This window comes from Mesorhizobium sp. M1A.F.Ca.IN.020.06.1.1, from assembly GCF_004023265.1.
Classification (GTDB): Bacteria; Pseudomonadota; Alphaproteobacteria; order Rhizobiales; family Rhizobiaceae; genus Mesorhizobium.
Genome location: NZ_RZSR01001613.1, coordinates 1 through 683, shown reverse-complemented (window position 1 = coordinate 683; position 683 = coordinate 1). Strand labels below are relative to the sequence as shown.

Below are 683 nucleotides of genomic sequence, written 5' to 3'. Positions count from 1 at the left end.
GGCGGTGTAAGCTGTGTCGACCTTGCCGGCGCCGAGGCCGAGCGCGTCCTGGACGGCCGAGAGCGCCTTGTTGTCGGACCGCATCGAGGTGGCGATCGACCAGTAGGCGGCGTTGTCGGAAGCGGTGGCGACACGGTAGCCGGTCGAGATGCGGCCCTGCGTCGTCTCAAGCGCCTTGTTGGTGGCGTTGAGGCTCTGCAGCGCGGTGAGCGCGGCGGCGTTGGTCATGATGCTTGCCAAGATACACCCCTTCTCAAAGCAGGCATGCCTCGCGCATGCCGGTCAACTCTCTGGCGGGGGCGGTCATGCCTGTCGACCGTCGTCGGCCCGTCATAGCGATTGGTTAACCATAGCTAGCGCGTCACAGTTAACGGCGCGTTAAAAGCCAGCCTTGAAACCGCGGTGCGGTAATATTTCTCGAGGGAAGAGGCGCGCCTCGGAGGGGCAGCAGCATCAAAAATGAAAATCGGGCCGCGCTGGTGGCGCGACCCGACAAAGATGCCTGAAGTTCGCTGGGCGATCAGCCGCGGAAGAGCGACAGGATCTGCTGAGAGTTGCCGTTGGCGATCGACAGCGCCTGGATGCCGAGCTGCTGCTGCACCTGGAGGGCCTGCAGGCGGGTCGATTCCTTGTTCATGTCGGCGTCGACCAGAGCGCCGACGCCCTTGTCGATCGAGTCCGAC

Annotated in this window: 1 protein-coding gene and 1 pseudogene; both read right to left on the bottom strand. The window is 64.0% G+C overall.

What is annotated here, in order from left to right; translation table 11 throughout:
* A pseudogene (locus EOA60_RS35880) lies at positions 1-240 on the bottom strand (flagellin); the annotation flags it as partial.
* Positions 241-520: 280 nt separating this feature from the next.
* A partial coding sequence (locus EOA60_RS35875) for a flagellin (protein WP_281060819.1) occupies positions 521-683 on the bottom strand: 163 nt, incomplete at its 5' end.